Source organism: Actinophytocola sp. (genome assembly GCF_035942955.1).
In the GTDB taxonomy this organism is placed as follows: Bacteria; Actinomycetota; Actinomycetes; order Mycobacteriales; family Pseudonocardiaceae; genus DASYTH01.
In genome coordinates this window covers 1-15742 of sequence record NZ_DASZCQ010000303.1, presented here as the reverse complement: position 1 = coordinate 15742, position 15742 = coordinate 1, and the positions used below count along the sequence as shown (strand labels likewise).

At 71.0% G+C, this 15742-nt stretch carries 14 protein-coding genes and 1 pseudogene; 13 read left to right on the top strand and 2 right to left on the bottom strand.

The window, feature by feature from the left end; translation table 11 throughout:
• The first annotated feature begins 186 nt into the window (after positions 1–186).
• From VGX25_RS30495 to VGX25_RS30445, 11 genes are all read left to right on the top strand, one after another.
• Positions 187–966: an ESX secretion-associated protein EspG gene (locus VGX25_RS30495; protein WP_326921400.1), complete on the top strand. Its 780-nt coding sequence runs from the start codon at positions 187–189 to the stop codon at positions 964–966.
• A gap of 566 nt (positions 967–1532) precedes the next feature.
• On the top strand, positions 1533–2051 hold the full coding sequence (locus VGX25_RS30490; RefSeq protein ID WP_326921399.1) for a DUF3558 family protein: 519 nt from the start codon (positions 1533–1535) through the stop codon (positions 2049–2051).
• A gap of 28 nt (positions 2052–2079) precedes the next feature.
• Complete coding sequence (uraD, locus tag VGX25_RS30485; protein WP_326921398.1) at positions 2080–2589, top strand: 2-oxo-4-hydroxy-4-carboxy-5-ureidoimidazoline decarboxylase; 510 nt, start codon at positions 2080–2082, stop codon at positions 2587–2589.
• Positions 2590–2746: 157 nt separating this feature from the next.
• Positions 2747–3073, top strand: coding sequence for a hydroxyisourate hydrolase (uraH, locus tag VGX25_RS30480; RefSeq protein ID WP_326921397.1), 327 nt, complete (start codon positions 2747–2749; stop codon positions 3071–3073).
• Between the two features lie 2 nt (positions 3074–3075).
• Positions 3076–3930, top strand: coding sequence for a factor-independent urate hydroxylase (gene pucL, locus VGX25_RS30475; RefSeq protein ID WP_326921396.1), 855 nt, complete (start codon positions 3076–3078; stop codon positions 3928–3930).
• Between the two features lie 7 nt (positions 3931–3937).
• A complete protein-coding gene (locus VGX25_RS30470) occupies positions 3938–4807 on the top strand; it encodes an FAD binding domain-containing protein (protein WP_326921395.1) in 870 nt (289 codons plus the stop codon).
• Positions 4807–5271, top strand: coding sequence for a (2Fe-2S)-binding protein (locus VGX25_RS30465; RefSeq protein ID WP_326921401.1), 465 nt, complete (start codon positions 4807–4809; stop codon positions 5269–5271). Before VGX25_RS30470 ends, VGX25_RS30465 begins: the two co-directional genes overlap by 1 nt.
• Entirely contained in the window at positions 5268–6614 is a 1347-nt protein-coding gene (locus VGX25_RS30460; protein WP_326921394.1) for an 8-oxoguanine deaminase, read from the top strand. Before VGX25_RS30465 ends, VGX25_RS30460 begins: the two co-directional genes overlap by 4 nt.
• The gene (gene pucD, locus VGX25_RS30455; protein WP_326921393.1) at positions 6611–8851 is read left to right on the top strand and encodes a xanthine dehydrogenase subunit D; all 2241 of its coding nucleotides are present in this window, start codon (positions 6611–6613) and stop codon (positions 8849–8851) included. Before VGX25_RS30460 ends, pucD begins: the two co-directional genes overlap by 4 nt.
• Positions 8852–8939: 88 nt before the next feature.
• Complete coding sequence (locus tag VGX25_RS30450; protein ID WP_326921392.1) at positions 8940–9749, top strand: SAM-dependent methyltransferase; 810 nt, start codon at positions 8940–8942, stop codon at positions 9747–9749.
• A gap of 180 nt (positions 9750–9929) precedes the next feature.
• Positions 9930–12023 (top strand): putative bifunctional diguanylate cyclase/phosphodiesterase, encoded by a 2094-nt coding sequence (locus VGX25_RS30445; RefSeq protein ID WP_326921391.1) that lies wholly within the window; start codon positions 9930–9932, stop codon positions 12021–12023.
• Positions 12024–12057: 34 nt separating this feature from the next.
• Here the strand turns inward: VGX25_RS30445 and VGX25_RS30440 are convergent, their stop codons facing one another.
• Entirely contained in the window at positions 12058–13245 is a 1188-nt protein-coding gene (locus tag VGX25_RS30440; protein WP_326921390.1) for a cytochrome P450, read from the bottom strand.
• Complete coding sequence (locus VGX25_RS30435) at positions 13242–13925, bottom strand: helix-turn-helix domain-containing protein (RefSeq protein ID WP_326921389.1); 684 nt, start codon at positions 13923–13925, stop codon at positions 13242–13244. Before VGX25_RS30435 ends, VGX25_RS30440 begins: the two co-directional genes overlap by 4 nt.
• A 329-nt stretch (positions 13926–14254) precedes the next feature.
• Between VGX25_RS30435 and tuf the strand changes: the two are divergent.
• Together tuf and secE are read left to right on the top strand one after the other, a co-directional pair.
• Positions 14255–15441 (top strand): annotated as a pseudogene (tuf, locus tag VGX25_RS30430) (elongation factor Tu).
• Between the two features lie 80 nt (positions 15442–15521).
• On the top strand, positions 15522–15742 hold a 221-nt coding region (gene secE / locus VGX25_RS30425; RefSeq protein WP_326921388.1), incomplete at its 3' end, for a preprotein translocase subunit SecE.

The window sequence follows — 15742 nt, the reverse complement described above, 5'->3', positions numbered from 1 at the left end:
GCCGCGTCCGGGACGGGCTCGTTGCTGCCGGCCGCCGCCGCGCGCCGAGCCGAGGACGCCGAGCACCGCTCGCCGGATTTCCTGCGGGGCTACCACGACGAGTTCTGGGACGCCGGCGGCCCGCCGGTGTCCCCGCCGGTGATCGGCGACGACCCGGATCCGGAGGCGAGCTGACGGGTCCGCGTCGTGGGGCAGACGATCACGCTGTCCGCGCTGGAGTACGACGTGTTGTGGGAGCACCTCCAGCTCGGCCCGTTCCCACCGATATTCGAGCTCGACTCCCACGGCGCCACCCTCGAGGAGCGTGCCGAGCTGACCGCCGAGGCGTGGGAGTCGTTGGCGGACAAGGAACTCGGCTGGCCCACGGCGGTGGACGGCCGCGTGGTCTTCCGGCTGCGCATGCTGGCCCGCCCGGAATGGGAGGTCGACGCCCGGCTGCGGCGGCCGGACGGCCGGACGGTGAGCGCCCTCATCGCGGCGAACCCCGCCACGACCACCACGGCCACCATCGCGATCCGCGACGAGGATCGCCTGACCCTGCGCACGTTCCCGGCCGGCGAGATGATCGGGGCGGCGGTGTCGCTGCTGCCGCCGCACCCGCCAGGCACCGGCGTGTCGATCACCCTGCCGGCCGAGACCCTGGACGCCGCCGTGGCCCGCTCCGGCCGCGACCCCGCCAGCCTCGCGCGCACGCTGATCTCCTCGGGCCTCGGCAAGTCCGAGGCCTACAAGATCGCCGACCTTGCCGCCGGCACCGTGGGTTTCGCCCACTTCGGCGCCGCCCGCACCCGCACGTTCGACCGCCGCCGCCGCGCCGGCCACGTGGTCAGCGTCTACGACACCACCGCCGGCCGCTACCTGTTCACCCGCAAGCCAACCGGCGCCCAGCGCTGGGTCACCCTCGTCCCCGGCACACCCTCCGCCCTCACCCGCCAGCTCGATGAACTGCTCGCCGAACTCAGCTGACCACGCACAACCGCACCCCTCGATCGGTGCCCCCGCACCGCAGATCGCCGTGCCAACAACGGCCGCGCGGCGCGGGCGCCTTTGTCGAAACCGTTGCTGGGCGCGGTGCCGCAGATCGCGGTGCCAGAACCGAGGGCCGCGCCGCACTCAGTGCGCGCAGCGCGCCGCGCGGCCCTCGGTTCTCACCTGGCGATCTTGGTGGAACCCAGGGGTTCAGTGCTCACCACGCGCTCGAGGAGCTGCTGGCCGAGCCGAGATGATGACGCACAGTTCGCACCCCATGACCGGTGCCCGGCGCCGTCGTCGGCTCATGTCTACATAGTTCGTGTTCCGGCGAACGTCCGGAATCGGGGTCGGGGGCGTGGCCGGCTTTGTCGAAACCCGCTGGGGCGCGGCCCTCGGTTTCAGGGCTCACCCCCCCGCGCGAGGAACTGGTCGCCGGGCCGAGCTGACGAGGTCGGGACACGGCTGCCGGGAGGCGGGACACGGCTGCCGGGAGGCGGGACACACCGGCATTTTGCCGGAACCCTAGGGTCGGGTTGGGCGATATCCATACTGTGCGCGCGGTGTGGGTGGTTGTGCTGGCGGTGCTGGTGACCGGGTGCGGGGATGAGCAGCCGGCGCGGCCGCCGATTCCGCGGCAGCTGGACGCGGGCGCCTTTGCCTGGCGGGCGTGCGACCTTCTTCCCGGCGCGCGGGCGGCGGGGCTGGGGTATCCGGGCCCGGGGATGCCCGACGGGATTCCGTCCGAGAAGCACTGGTCCTGCTCGTGGCTGCCGCCGGTGTCGCCGCTGCTGCTCATCGATTTGTACCTGGGCCAGGATCGGCTCGGCTACGAGTATCGGACCGGCGCGGGCGCGTCGATCGGGAGCACCGGGGAGCCGTGGCTGGAGCCGCTGACCATCGGCGGCCAGCCGGCCGCGGCGCTGGGGCACAGCCACGAGCTGCCGAGCGCGACCTGCTCGGTCGTGGTCGGGCTGACCGACACCCAGAGCGTGCGCGTGCACGCCGGGCAGCGCGCTGGCGACGGCCGGGCCTGCGAGCACGCGATCGAGGTCGCGACCGTGGTAGTGCACAGCATCTGACCGGTCACCTGCGGCGATATACAGTGCCATGATGCCGACCGAGTCGCCGCTGGAAACGTTGAACGAGGCCGAGCCGGAGCACGCCGAGCGCGAGCTGCTGGCCTGCTGCGCCGCCCGGCGCTGGGCCGACGAGCTGATCGTGCACCGGCCGTACCACGATGTCGCGACGCTGGAGCAGGTGTCCGACCGGGTGTTCGCCAAGCTGGACTGGGCGGACATCGAGCAGGCCCTTGCCGCGCACCCGCGGATCGGCGAGCGGGTCACCGGGGAGAGCCGGGAGGCGAGCTGGTCGCGCGACGAGCAGTCCGAGGCCCGCGGCGACCTCGAGCTGCAGGAGGAGCTGCGGGCCGCCAACGCCGAGTACGAGCGGCGCTTCGGCCACCTGTTCGTGATCAACGCCACCGGCCGGTCCGCCGAGGAGATCCTCGCCGCCCTGCGCGCCCGGCTCGGCAACGACCCGTCCACCGAGCGCGAGACCGTCCGCGAGGAGCTGCGCCAGATCGCCAACCTGCGGCTGCGGAAGCTGGTCGGGGCATGAGCGGAGCTTGCGGAGCGAACCATTCGATGCTCCTGCGTCTTGGAGGAACGAGAAGACGCAGGCTTGGCGGAGCTTGCGGAGCGAACAATGAATACTGTTCCGCCGCCGGGGGACGAGGCGGCGGGCTGGCCGTCACCGAAGCTTGCGAGGTGATGGCGTGAGCCTGTCCACCCACGTCCTGGACACCAGCCGGGGTTGCCCGGCGGCCGGCATCGCGGTCCGGCTGGAACGGCGGGATCCCGACGGAAGCTGGACCATGCTGGGGGAGCTGCAGATCGGTGCCGACGGGCGGGCCAAGGGGGAGTTCGACCAGCCGGCGGTCTACCGGCTGACCTTCGGGACCGGCCCGTACTTCACCAGCCTCGGCCAGCCCGCCTTCTTCCCCGAGGTGACCGTCGCCTTCCGGATCACCGACCCGACCGAGCACTACCACGTGCCGCTGTTGATCAGCCCGTTCGGCTACTCGACCTACCGGGGGAGCTGATCATGGGTATCGTGCTCGGCGACAACCGGTACGGCAAGGCCGAGACCCGGCTGGTCCGGGTGGACCGCGGCACCGACCGGCACACCATCACCGACCTCAACGTCACCACCACGCTGGCCGGCGACCTGGCCGCCACCCATCTCACCGGGGACAACAGCGGGGTGCTGCCCACCGACACGCAGAAGAACACGGTGTACGCGTTCGCCCGCGACGGGGTGGGCCAGATCGAGGACTTCGGCCTGCGGCTGGCCCGGCACTTCGTCGACGAGACGCCGACGATCCACCGGGCCAGGGTGCACATCCAGCAGTACACCTGGGACCGGCTGGGCCACCACTCATTCAGCCGCGGCGCCGGCACCCGGACCGCCACCGTCTGCTACGACGGCGAGCAGGCCTGGGTGGTGTCCGGAGTGGAGGATTTGGTGGTGCTCAACACGACCGGGTCGGAGTTCCACGGCTACCACAAGGACCGGTACACCACGCTGCCCGAGACCACCGACCGGATCCTGGCCACCGCGGTTACCGCCCGGTGGCGGCACGTCGCGGCCGAGCGGGCCGACTGGGCCGCCTCGTACGCCGGGTCGACGCGCCACCTGCTGGCGGCGTTCGCCGACACGCACAGCCTTTCGCTGCAGCAGACCCTGTACGCCATGGGCCAACGGGTGCTGTCCACACGGGACGAAGTGGTCGAGGTGCGGCTGGCGCTGCCCAACAAGCACCACTTCCTGGTGGACCTGGCGCCGTTCGGGTTGGACAATCCCGGCGAGGTCTTCTACGCGGCGGACCGGCCGTACGGCCTGATCGAGGGAACCGTGCTGCGCGACGACGCGCCGCCGGCCGGGCTGGCCTGGTGGTGAGTACACAATGGACTTCCTGAGGCCCGGCTCGCTGGCCGAGGCGCTGGCCATGAAGGCCGAGCGCCCGGACGCCGTGCCGATCGCCGGCGGCACCGACGTCATGGTCGAGCTGAACTTCGACGTGCGCCGGCCGGCCGCGCTGCTGGACCTGACCAGGGTCGCCGAGCTGTCCGAATGGGACACCGACGACGGCGCGATCCGCATCGGCGCCGGTGTGCCGTACACCCGGATCATCACCGAGCTCGGCGCCCGGCTGCCGGGGCTGGCCATGGCCGCGCGCACGGTGGGCTCGCCGCAGATCCGCAACCGTGGCACGGTCGGCGGAAACCTGGGCTCGGCGTCGCCGGCCGGGGACGCCCACCCGCCGCTGCTGGCCGGCCAGGGCGTGGTCGAGATCGCCTCGGTGCGCGGGTCGCGGACGCTGCCGGCCGAGGAGTTCTTCCTCGGCCCCAAGCGATCCGCGCTCGACCCCGACGAGCTGGTCACCGCGGTGCTGGTGCCGATGGCGCCCGGCCCGCAGCAGTTCGCCAAGGTCGGCACCCGCAACGCGATGGTCATCGCGGTGTGCTCGTTCGCCGTCGCCATCGACCCCGGCCGCCGGGCCGTCGGCACCGGGATCGGCTCGGCCGGGCCGACCCCGCTGCGTGCGCCGGCCGCCGAGGCGTTCGCCGCCGCCGAGATGGCCGGCCGCTGGGAGTCGCGGGCGCCGTTGCCGGACACCGTGCTCGGCCGGTTCGGCGAGCTGGTCGGGGCGGCCGCCCGGCCGATCGACGACGTGCGCGGCACCGCCGCGTACCGGCGGCACGCGCTGTCCGTGCTGGCCCGCCGCACGCTGGCGTGGGCCTGGCGGGACTACTGCTCGGGAGGGTGGTCATGATCAGGGTGACCGTCGAGGTGAACGGGGAGCCGCGCACCGCCGATGATGTCTGGCCGGGCGAGAGCCTGCTCTACGTGCTGCGCGAGCGGCTCGGCCTTCCCGGCGCGAAGAACGCCTGCGAGCAGGGCGAATGCGGATCGTGCACGGTATATCTGGACGATGTGCCGGTGTGTGCCTGCCTGGTGGCGGCCGGACAGGCCGAGGGCCGGCGGGTGCGCACCGTGGAGGGGCTCGGCTCGGGCGACGAGCTCGACCCCATGCAGGAGGCGTTCGTGCGCACCGGGGCCGTGCAGTGCGGGTTCTGCACGCCGGGCCTGGTGGTCGCCGCGCACGACCTGATCAACCGCAACCCGCACCCGTCGGACGCCGAGATCAGGGAGGCGCTGGCCGGAAACCTGTGCCGCTGCACCGGATACGAGAAGATCCTGGACGCGGTCCGGCTCGCGGCCGGTGGCGGATCATGAGGATCGTGATCGACGGCGCCGCCGTCGCCACCGTGGACGCCGAGGGCACCGAGCACCCCACCGGCCACGTGATCGTCCACGATGGACTGATCGAGGCGGTCGGGGCCGGCCCGGCGCCGACCGCGGGGGACCGCCGGGTGGACGGGCGGGGCTGCCTGGTCACCCCGGGTCTGGTGAACACCCACCATCACCTGTACCAGTGGGCGACAAGGGGCCTGGCCCAGGAATCCACCCTCTTCCAGTGGCTGACCGCGCTCTACCCGGTCTGGGCGGGCATCGACGAGGAGATCACCCACGCGGCCGCGACCGCCGGGCTGACCCGGCTCGCCCGCACCGGCTGCACCACCGCGGCCGACCATCACTATGTGTTCCCCCGCGGCCGGGGCGACCTGCTCGCGTCCGTGGTGGAGGCGGCGCACCGGGTGGGTGTCCGCCTGCACGCCGTCCGCGGGTCGATGGACCGCGGCGAGTCGAAGGGCGGCCTCCCGCCGGACTCCATCGTGGAATCCATGGACGACGCGCTGGCCGGCACCGAGGCGGCCATCGACCGCTACCACGACCCGTCGCCTGGCGCGATGGTGCGCGTCGCGGTCGGGCCGTGCTCGCCGTTCTCGGTGACGCCCGAGCTGATGAGCGCGGCGATGGAGTTGGCCCGCTACAAGGGAGTTCGGCTGCACACCCACCTCGCCGAGACGGCCGACGAGGAGGAGCAGTGCAGGGCCGAGTTCGGCGCCACCCCGGCCGAGTACGCCGAGAAGCTGGGCTGGCTGGGCGGGGACGTGTGGCTGGCCCACGGAATCCACCTGTCCGACGGCGCGGTGCGCCGGCTCGGGGCGGCCGGAACCGGGGTCGCGCACTGCCCGACGTCCAACGCCCGGCTCGGCGCCGGGATCGCCAGGGTGCGCGACCTGCTCGACGCCGGCGCCCCGGTCGGGCTCGGGGTGGACGGTGCCGCGTCCAATGAGGACGGGGGGTTGGGTGTGGAGCTGCGTTGGGCCACCTACCTGGCTCGGCTGCGCGGCGGGCCGGACGCGCTGACCGCGCGGAAGGCGCTGTGGCTGGGCACGATGGGCGGCGCCCGGTGCCTCGGCCGGCAGGAGGAGATCGGCTCCCTCGAACCGGGCAAGCAGGCCGACCTCGCGCTGTGGCGGCTTGACCGGCTCGAGCACGCCGGGATCGCCGACCCGGTGGCCGCGCTGGTGCTCGGCGCGCTGCCGCCGCTGGCCCTGCTGCTGGTCGGCGGGCGGACCGTGGTCGAGGACGGCGAGATCGCCGGAGTGTCCGAAGTAGACGTCGCCGCCGAGTTGCGGGCGGCGAGCGAGCGGTTGGAGGCGGGTCGATGACCACGGCATTGACGACGACCGTGACGGGTCGCATCGGCGACAGCCCGGTCCGGCCGGACGGCGCGCTGAAGGTCCGCGGCGAGTTCGCGTACTCCTCCGACCTGTGGGCCGACGAGATGCTCTGGGGCGCCACCCTGCGCAGCCCGCACCCGTACGCCACGATCAAGTCGATCGACATCTCGGCCGCGCTCGCCCTGCCCGGGGTGTCCGCCGTGCTGACCCACGACGACGTGCCCGGTGACAACATCTATGGGCTCGAGCATCCCGACCAACCGGTGCTGGCCGCGACCGTGGTCCGCTACCAGGGCGAGCCGATCGCCGTGGTCGCCGCCGACCACCCGGAGACCGCGCGCCGGGCCGTCGACCGGATCGTGGTCGACTACGAGGTGCACGACCCGGTCACCGACCCCGAGGTCGCGTTGACCGCCGCGGCCCCGGTGCTGCACCCGGACAACCCGGCCGGAAACGTCGTGCGGCACGTGCGGATCCGCCGGGGCGAGCCGAACCCGACCGCCGACGTCGTGGTCACCGGCGAGTACACGGTGGGCATGCAGGACCAGGCGTTCCTCGGGCCGGAGTCGGGGCTCGCGGTGCCGGCCGAGGACGGCGGCGTCGACCTTTATATAGCGACGCAGTGGCTGCACGTCGACCAGAAGCAGGTGGCAAGGGCGCTCGGGCTGCCGGCCGAGAAGGTCCGGCTGCACCTGGCCGGCGTCGGCGGGGCGTTCGGCGCGCGCGAGGACCTGTCCATGCAGGTCCACGCGTGCATGCTGGCCCTGCACACCCTTAAACCGGTAAAACTGGTGTACGGCCGGGAGGAGTCGTTCTTCGGCCACGTGCACCGGCATCCGGCCGTGCTGCGCTACGAGCACGGCGCCACCTCCGACGGCGACCTGGTGTACGTGCGCGCCGAGATCCTGCTCGACGGCGGCGCGTACGCGTCCACCACCTCGGCCGTCTCGGCGAACGCGGCGACCCTCGGCGTCGGGCCGTACCGGGTGCCCAACGTGTCCGTGGACTGCCGCGGCATGTACACCAACAACCCGCCGTGCGGGGCCATGCGCGGCTTCGGCGCGGTGCAGGCGGCGTTCGGCTACGAGTCCCAGATGGACAAGCTGGCCGCGGCGCTGCGCATGGACCCGGTGGAGCTGCGCATCCGCAACGCCCTCGCCGAGGGCGACACCATGCCGACCGGGCAGGTGATCGACTCGCCGGCACCGGTCGCCGAGCTGCTCGAGCGGGTGCGGGACAAGCCGCTGCCGCCGCCGGTCGCCACCCCGGTGGACCTCCGCGAGATGCCGGGCGGCGTCTCCAACACCACGCACGGCGAGGGCGTGGTGCGCGGCGTCGGCTACGGCGTGGGGATCAAGAACGTCTGCTTCTCCGAGGGCTTCGACGACTACTCCACCGCCCGGGTGCGCCTCGAGGTGATCGGCGGCGAGCCGGTGGTCTCGGTGCACACCGCCGCCGCCGAGGTGGGCCAGGGCCTGGTCACGCTGCAGGCGCAGATCGCAAGGACCGAGCTGGGTGTGCAGCGGGTGACTATCCAGCCTGCCGACACGTCGATCGGCAGCGCCGGGTCCAGCTCCGCCTCCCGGCAGAGCTACGTCACCGGCGGCGCGGTGCGCGCGGCGTGCGAGGCCGTGCGCGCCGAGGTGCTCGAGCTGGCCGGCGCCGCCTCGCTCGACGAACTCGACCTTGTTGAGGTGCTGGGAGATCGGGTCGTCGAGCGGACCGTCCAGTGGCGGCACCGCCCCACCGAGGGGCTGGATCCGTTGACCGGTCAGGGAAACGCGCACGTCCAGTACGCGTTCGCGGCGCACCGGGCCGTGGTCGACGTGGACGTCGAGCTGGGCCTGGTGCGCGTCGTCGAGCTGGCCTGCGCGCAGGACGTGGGCCGGGCGATGAACCCAGACGCCGTGCTCGGCCAGATCCAGGGCGGCTCGGCGCAGGGCCTCGGGCTCGCCGTGATGGAGGAGATCCAGGTGGTCGACGGCAAGATCCGCAACCCGTCGTTCACCGACTACCTGATCCCGACCGTTCTCGACATGCCCCCGATGTCGATTGACGTCCTCGAGTTGGCCGACCCGCACGCTCCGTACGGTCTGCGGGGCGTCGGCGAGCCCCCGACCATCTCCTCCACCCCGGCCATCGTTGCCGCCATCCGCGCCGCCACCGGCCGGGCGCTGACCCGGATCCCGGTCCGGCCGGAGCACATCGTCGGACACGTGGGTTAACCCAGGAGCATTACGACCCTTCCGGTCCTGATCGGCGGATGGTACTCAGTAGTCTGCTCGTTACTGTCCGACAACCGACTGGAAGTGCGTGGTGGTTTTGACTTCGAGCTGGGTTCCGGAAACCGTCAACGTGGACCGGCCCAGCGCTGCGCGGGTATACGACTATCTGCTGGGAGGAGGCCACAACTTCGCGGGGGACCGGGCGATGGCCGAGCGGCTGGCCAGCGTGCTGCCGGCGCCCGACATGGCCAGGATGAACCGGGGGTTTCTGCGCCGGGCCGTGCTGTTTCTGGTGGAGCAGGGGATCCGCCAATTCCTCGACCTCGGCTCCGGCATTCCGACCGTCGGCAACGTGCACGAGGTGGCGCAGCAGGTCTGCCCGGAGACCCGGGTGGTGTACGTCGACTACGAGCCGGTCGCGGTGGCGCACAGCGAGCTGCTCCTCGAGGGCAACGACCTGGCCGCGGTCATCCAGGCCGACATGCGCGAGCCGGAGGCGGTCCTGGGATCGCCGACGACCAAGCGGCTCATCGACTTCAGCGAGCCGCTGGGGCTGCTCATGGTCGGCGTCGTGCAGTTCATCCCCGACTCCGACGACCCGTGGGGGATGGCCGCCCGGTACCGGGACGTGCTGCCCGCCGGGAGCTATCTGGCGCTGTCGGCGATGACGTCCGACAGCGCGCCCGCCGGAATGGCCGACGCGGTGCGGATGTGCGGGTTCAGCCAGGATCCGATCCACCCGCGCACGCACGCTGAGATCGTCCGGATGTTCGACGGGTTCGAGCTCGTGGCGCCCGGCGTCGTGTACACCCCGCAGTGGCGCCCGGAACGCCCGGACGACGGCCGCGACGACTGGAAGCGTTCCAATATGTACGCCGGGGTTGGTTACAAGCCGTGATTCACTCTTTTGGGGTACAGCCCGGGCCACCGGATGTGCGTGTCGAGGGTGGCGCTTCGTGCCCGATTAGGTGCAGAGTGGTCTCTCCACCCACTAGCACCACTTAAACGGCAACTGTTAACGTTTTCTCCTGGCTCGTTGAGAAGGACAGCGCGATGACGTGGCCCATGGACGGCGCCGGTGGACCGAGCTGAGCTGGCCAGACAGTGGGCTGGGGCGCTGACTCAGGTCATCTACGTGGCGCGGTCTCGCGACGAGATCGAGGGCGCGTTGCTCGGGTTCGTCGACCGGCTGACCACGCTCATCCGAGCCGGCGACTTCACCGCCGACCCGGCCGCCGATCTTGGCGCCGAGATGGTCGAGTTCGGCATGACCAAGCCGGTCTGCCTGCGCTGCTCGGTCGACCTGCTCGCCGCCGCGCTGCCGGAGCTTCCGGAACTGTGCGGCGTGCAGCGGCTGCCGGTGCGGGTCGCGGCCGTGCTCGGCGCGCTGTCCGGTGGGTTCGCCAACGGGATGCGGGCCCGGTTGTTCGCCGAGCAGGAGGACATCAAGCGCGCGCTGACGCACGCCAAGGAGAACGTCGAGCGCGACCTGCAGGCCAGCGAGGCGCTGTTCCGCGAGATCTTCACGTCGTCGTCGGTGGGGATGGCGATCAGCGACCTGAACGGCTCGCTGGTGCGGACCAACCGGGCGCTGGCCGACATCCTGGAGTACCCGAGCCGGGAGCTGGCCGGTAAGAAGCTGCAGGAGCTGTTCCACCCGGACGAGACCGAGTACCTGACGCTGCGGTACCGGGAGCTGCTCGATGAGGACACGCTTCCGTTCCGGGAACGGCGAAAGCTGCTGCGCAAGGGTGGCGACGAGGTGCTGGTGTACCTGTCCTGCTCGGTGCTGCGCCACCCGGACGGCACGCCGCGGCACTACGTCACCACGGTGGAGGACATCTCCGACAAGTACCTGCTCGAGGACCAGCTGCGGTTCCAGGCCACGCACGACGCGCTGACCGGGCTGGCCAACCGGCAGCGGTTCATCAGCAAGATCGAGGAGGCGCTGGCCGGCAAGCACGCCGTCGAGTCGATCACCCTGTTCCACATCGACCTCGACGGCTTCGCCGCGGTCAACGACGGCCCCGGCCGGCACGTCGGCGACCGGCTGCTGCAGGTCGTCGCGCAGCGGCTGAACTCGGTCGTGGAGGAGGAGTCGGCGCTGGTGGCCCGGCTCGACGCCGACGAGTTCGGCATCATGATCGAGACCACGCCGTCGACGCCGGCCGCGGCGGCCATCGCCCAGCGGATCAACGACGAGCTCGGCGAACCGTTCTACGTCGCCGACAACGGCGTCGCCACCACCGCGTGCATCGCCGTGCTCGAGTCGCCGCCGGCCGACGCGAATCCGACGGAGCTGTTACAAGCCACGGACATCACGCTGCGCCGGCTCAAGGCGTCCGGCCGCCGGCAGTGGGCGATGGTCGACCGCGAGTTGGGGGAGCGCGACCGAACCCGGTACAACCTGGCCGCGTCCATCCCCGGCGCCTGGGAGAGCGGCGACATCGAGCTGGAGTACCAACCGCTCGTCTCCGTCGAGGACCGTACAATCGTTGCGGTGCAACCACTTCTGCGTTGGGACCACGCGACCCAGGGTTTGCTGGACCATGACCGGGTCATCGAGGTGCTCGAGGAGACCGGGCTGAGCCTGCCGATCGGCCGGTGGGTGCTCAGCCGCGCCTGCGAGCAGATCATGTCCTGGAAGCACCGGGTGTCCGGCGATCTCCCGCAGCTCTACGTCGAGCTGAACCGGCAGCAGGCCGCCGATCCGGATCTCGTGTCCACGGTTCAGGCCGCCCTGCTCGATACCGGCATGCCCAACAAGCAACTGCGCCTCGGCATGCCCGTCCAGGCCCTGTGCATGATCGACGGCCTTGCCGAGGACAACCTCGACATCCTGGTCGACCTCGGAATCTCCGTGGTACTGCACGAGTTCGGCACCACCCGCGGCGATCTGGCCTGCCTTGAGGACCTTCCGGTCGGCGCCGTCAAGATGGCCAAGCGCGTGATCAGCCGGGTCACCCGCGGCATGGACAAGGACACCCTCTTCGTCCGCGCCATACGCGACCTCGTCCCGCTCGTCGGCAGCACCGACGCCTCGGTCATCGTCGGCCACATCGAGACCGAGGACCAACTGGCGTGGTGGCGCGACATCGGCGCCAAGACCGCCAGCGGCCCGTTGTTCGGCGCCGCCGGCCCACCCGGCGAGATCGAGCGGCTCTTCGTCTGACCCGGGATCCGGGTCGGCCGGCGCTCGCGTCGGGTCAGTCCAGCAGCAGGGGCAGAGCGCGAACGCCGGTCATGTTGGGGTGGGGCATGAACTCCGGTGGCGATTGCGGGTCGGTGCGCAGCGTCGGGTAGCGGTCGAGCAGGACGTTCAGGGCGACCCGGCCCTCCAGCCGGGCCAGTGGCGCCCCGATGCAGAAGTGGATGCCGCGCCCGAACCCGAGGTGTGGGTTGGGATCCCGGGTCACGTCAAAGGTGTTCGGGTCGGTGAACTGGCGTGGATCCCGGTTGGCCGCGGCGATCCACACCAGGAGGATCTCGTTGGTGGGGATGGCGTGGCCGGCGAGCTGGACCTCGGTGTTGGTGACCCGGCCGAGCGCGGCGAACGGGGTGAGGAACCGCAGCGACTCCTCGATCGCCTGCGGCAGCAGGGAGCGGTCGGCGCGCACCAGTGCCGCCTGCTCGGGGCGGCGGTCCAGGCAGAGGATCGTGTTGCCCAGCAGCATGGTGGTGGTGATGTGCCCGGCGATCAGCAGGATCATGGCGAAGTTCACGATCTGCTCGTCGGTCAGCCGGTCACCGTCCACTTCGGCCTCGACGAGCTTGCTGAGCAGGTCCTCGCGCGGGTCGCGCCTGCGGCGCGCGGTGTGCTCGCCGAGGTAGCTCTTGAAGTGCTCGACTTCTTGCAGCGCCACCTTCATCCGGCGGTCCTGCTCTTCGTTTTTCTCGCTGAGGGAGAACTGCTGTGGGTTGGCGAGCAGGTTGTCGACCCACTGCTTGAACAGCGCCCGGTCGCCGCTCGGCACGCCGAGCAGCTCGGCGATGACGATGACCGGCAACGGATAGGCGAGGTCGGCGACCAGCTCCAGCCGGTCGCGGCCGGCGACCGCGTCAAGCAGCTCGTGCGTGAGCTCGGCGATCCGGGGTTCGAGGTTCGCGACGACCTTCGGCGTGAACGCGTGGCTGACCAGGGTGCGCAGCTTGCGGTGCTCCGGCGGGTCCAGCTGCATGATGTTGCCTGCCGTGACCCCCTCCGCCTCGGCGACCTTGCGGTTGGTGTTCGACGAGAAGGTGGCGGGGTCGCCGAGGATGCGTACCGCCTCCGGGTAGCCGTAGACGTGCCACAGCCCCAGATCCGGCTTGTGCTCCACCGGATCGGCGGGTACCTGCCCGCGCAGCCAGAACTGCTGCTCGTGAACTCCCCAGGTGTCGGTGATGGTGCTCATGACGTTTCCCCATTGTCAGAGTAGATCCACTTGCGATAGCTGCCGATGATGTCGTCGCTGACCGCAGCCACCTCGGCGGCCGCGGCCGCGAGCGCCCGCCGGCTCGGCCGACCGGCCGGCTCGAACGCGACCCGAATGGTGTGCGCCAACGCGTCCGCCTTGGCCTGCGCATCCAGGCTCGCGCTCGCCGGATCGCCTTCGATCAGGTAGAAGCCGGTCGACACCGCGGTCATCGCGTACCGCAGGTTCGGCACGTCCGTGCGGATCAGGCCGTGCCGCGCCCAGATGTCGTAGATCTGGTCGGTCGCGACCAGGTCCTGTCCCGCGTGCGGGCTGTCCCGCAGCTGACCGAGCAGCTCGCTGTCCCCGGTGACCAAGGCCAGCATCAGCGGCGCGTCGAGGCAGGCCAGGAAGGTGCCGCGGCTCATGCGATGCGGCCGGACCTCGGCCGGATCCGCGCGCAGCCGCTCGAGCAGCCGCACGATGAGGGCGATGGACTCCCGCCGCAGCAACGCCTCGAACAGCTCCTGCTTGGTGCGCCAGTGCAGGTAGACGGTGCCCTTGCCGATGCCCGCCCGGCGGGAGACGTCCTCGATGGTGACCTTCCGGTACCCGAACCGCAGCAGCAACTGGCCCGCGGCATCGAGGATCCGGTCGGTCCGGCTCACCGGTTCCCGCATGCGCCACCTCGTTTGACCGGCTGAACATTTGACCAGAAATGTCGATTCGGTCAACTCGACCGTAGCACCGTCGGCGGCAGCCGGCAACGGCGCGAGCGGCCGCGCCGAAATTCGGGTGACCGTGTCGGCGGGCGGCTGGCATCCTTGCCGATCGTGTTCATCGTGGCCGTGACCGATCTGCCCGCGGGCTTCTGCCTGCCGGGCTCGGTCGCGGCCGCCCTGGCGGGCGCCCGACGCTGACCCTTCCCCACGCTCCCCTCAGGACCGGTGGGGGAGGGTGGACCGCTTTGCGAGGTCCTGAACGTCAGCCACAGACCAGGGAAACATCGATGAGCAAGCCGCAATACGTGCGGACCAAGCCGCACCTCAACATCGGCACCATGGGTCACGTCGACCACGGCAAGACCACGCTGACGGCGGCGATCACCAAGGTGCTCGCGGAGCAGGACCCGGCCGCGACGAAGTTCGTCGCGTTCGAGGGCATCGACCGGGTGCCGGAGGAGATCGCCCGCGGGATCACGATCAACATCGCGCACGTCGAGTACGAGACCGCGACCCGGCACTACGCGCATGTGGACATGCCGGGGCATGCCGACTACGTGAAGAACATGATCACCGGAGCGGCGCAGCTGGACGGCGTGATCCTCGTGGTGTCCGCTCAGGACGGTGCCATGCCGCAGACCCGCGAGCACGTGGTGCTGGCCCGGCGGATCGGCGTGCCGCACATCGTGGTGGCGCTGAACAAGGCCGACCTGGCCACCGACCCCGAGCTGCTCGACCTGGTGGAGCTGGAGATCCGGGAGCTGCTGACGCGGTACGGGTTCGACGGCGCCGCCGTGCCGGTCGTGCGGGTGTCCGGGCTGCGGGCGCTGGCCGGCGACCCGGTCTGGACTCGGGCCGTCCTCGAGCTGCTCGAGGCCGTGGACGAGCACGTGCCGTGCCGCCGCGGGCGCTCGACCTGCCGTTCCTGATGCCGATCGAGAACGTCCTGACGATCACCGGGCGGGGCACCGTGGTGACCGGCGCGGTGGAGCGGGGCACGATCGGCGTCGGCGAGCCGGTCGAGGTCGTCGGGCTCGGGCCGACCCGGTCCAGCGTGTGCACGGGTCTCGAGACCTTCGGCAAGACGCTGGAGCGGGCGCAGGCCGGGGACAACGCGGCCATGCTGCTGCGCGGCGTGCGGCGCGAGGAGGTGCGGCGCGGCCAGGTGGTCTGCCTGCCGGGCAGCGTGCGCCCGGTGCGCCGGTTCCGTGCCGACGTGTACCTGCTGTCGGCCAAGGAAGGCGGCCGGCGCACCGGGTTCGCCGGCAACTACCGGCCGCAGTTCTACTTCCGGACCTGCGACGTGGTCGGCGTCGTCAGCCTGGATGAGGCGCCGATCGCCCTTCCGGGTGACACCGTCGCGATGACCGTCGAGCTCGGCAAGCCCGTCGCGATGGACCGTGGCCTCGGCTTCGCGATCCGCGAGGGCGGGCGCACGGTCGGCGCCGGCGTCGTCACCAGGATACAGGCCTAGGTGACAGGTGACAGGGGACAGGGAGAAGGAGCTATCTTCCTATAACCTGTAACCTGTAACCTGATATATAAGGAACGCGGATGTCCGTCGTGAGAGAGAAAGAAAAAGAGCCGCGCGAAAACGTGATCATACGCACGTTTCGCGAGGTGCGCTCTGAGATGAGGAAGGTGGTCTGGCCGACTCGTGAAGAGACGATTCGGCTCACCATCGTGGTTATTGCGATTTCCGCTGTCATCAGCGTACTTCTCTTCGTGGCGGACACGATATTCGCAACTCTACTGGCGTTGCTTCAAAGCGCGGT

Excerpts from the sequence above, each read along its gene's own strand:
- uraD (WP_326921398.1), top strand. The coding sequence starts at position 2,080 with ATGATGCCGACCGAGTCGCCGCTGGAAACGTTGAACGAGGCCGAGCCG.
- pucL (WP_326921396.1), top strand. The coding sequence starts at position 3,076 with ATGGGTATCGTGCTCGGCGACAACCGGTACGGCAAGGCCGAGACCCGG.
- VGX25_RS30470 (WP_326921395.1), top strand. The coding sequence starts at position 3,938 with ATGGACTTCCTGAGGCCCGGCTCGCTGGCCGAGGCGCTGGCCATGAAG.
- VGX25_RS30460 (WP_326921394.1), top strand. The coding sequence starts at position 5,268 with ATGAGGATCGTGATCGACGGCGCCGCCGTCGCCACCGTGGACGCCGAG.
- pucD (WP_326921393.1), top strand. The coding sequence starts at position 6,611 with ATGACCACGGCATTGACGACGACCGTGACGGGTCGCATCGGCGACAGC.
- VGX25_RS30440 (WP_326921390.1), bottom strand. The coding sequence starts at position 13,245 with ATGAGCACCATCACCGACACCTGGGGAGTTCACGAGCAGCAGTTCTGG.
- VGX25_RS30435 (WP_326921389.1), bottom strand. The coding sequence starts at position 13,925 with ATGCGGGAACCGGTGAGCCGGACCGACCGGATCCTCGATGCCGCGGGC.